At 63.9% G+C, this 817-nt stretch carries 1 protein-coding gene; it reads right to left on the bottom strand.

Annotation, left to right across the window (positions count from 1 at the left end):
- Position 1: 1 nt before the first annotated feature.
- The coding region (locus LC041_RS17000) for an IS481 family transposase (RefSeq protein ID WP_226534307.1) at positions 2 to 817 on the bottom strand (816 nt) is incomplete at its 5' end.

The raw sequence follows: 817 nt of genomic DNA, 5'->3' as shown, positions 1-817 counted from the left end.
CCTAGGTGTTCTTCCCATGGACGTTGTGGACGCGGTCGATGGGTGAGAGGCCTCCGAGAGCGGTATGGGGTCGGTGGTGATTGTAGCCGTGGATCCAGGTCTGGTAGACGGCCGATCGCGCGGCGTCGGAGTCGTAGTGGCGGGCGTAGGCCCACTCGAACGCGAGCGTGCGGTGGAAGCGTTCGATCTTCCCGTTCGTCTGCGGTCGGTATGGACGCGTGAACTTGTGCTTCACGTGCTCGCCGAGCGCGTCGTTGAACACGCGTGAGCGATAGCAGTTTCCGTTGTCGGTGAGCACGCGCAGGACGGTGATGCCCACGCTGGCGTAGAACTCGTTTGCTCGCTTCCAGAACCTGGCCGCGGTCTCTTGGCGCTCATCGCCGAGGATCTCGGAGTAGACCAGCCGGGAGCGGTCATCGATCGCGGAATGGATAAACGAGTAGCCGACGCCGGTCTTGTTCTTCACTCCTGCGGTGGGCCCGAGCGTGCGGTGTCCACCACCATCGGGGATGCGGCCGAGTTTCTTCACGTCGACGTGAACCAGGTCGCCGGGGCGTTCGCATTCGTAGCGCACCGATTTCGGCTTGCGCACCCGAATTCCGGTGTTCAGATCGATGTGCCCCAGTAGTGGTACTCGGTAACGGGCGAGGATTTTCGACACCGTCGACTGCGGCAGTCCCAGGTGATACGCGATCCGGTGCGGCCCCCAACGGCGCGTGACCCGCAACGACACGATCCGATGCTCCGTGCGCTGCGATGTCTGATTCGGCGACCGGTGCGGCCTCGATGAACGATCCTCCAGACCCGCCCGCCCCTC

The organism is Microbacterium paraoxydans, assembly GCF_020524545.1.
In the GTDB taxonomy this organism is placed as follows: Bacteria; Actinomycetota; Actinomycetes; order Actinomycetales; family Microbacteriaceae; genus Microbacterium; species Microbacterium paraoxydans_C.
The sequence above is the reverse complement of the archived record's forward strand: the minus strand, read 5'-3'. Positions and strand labels throughout refer to the sequence as shown.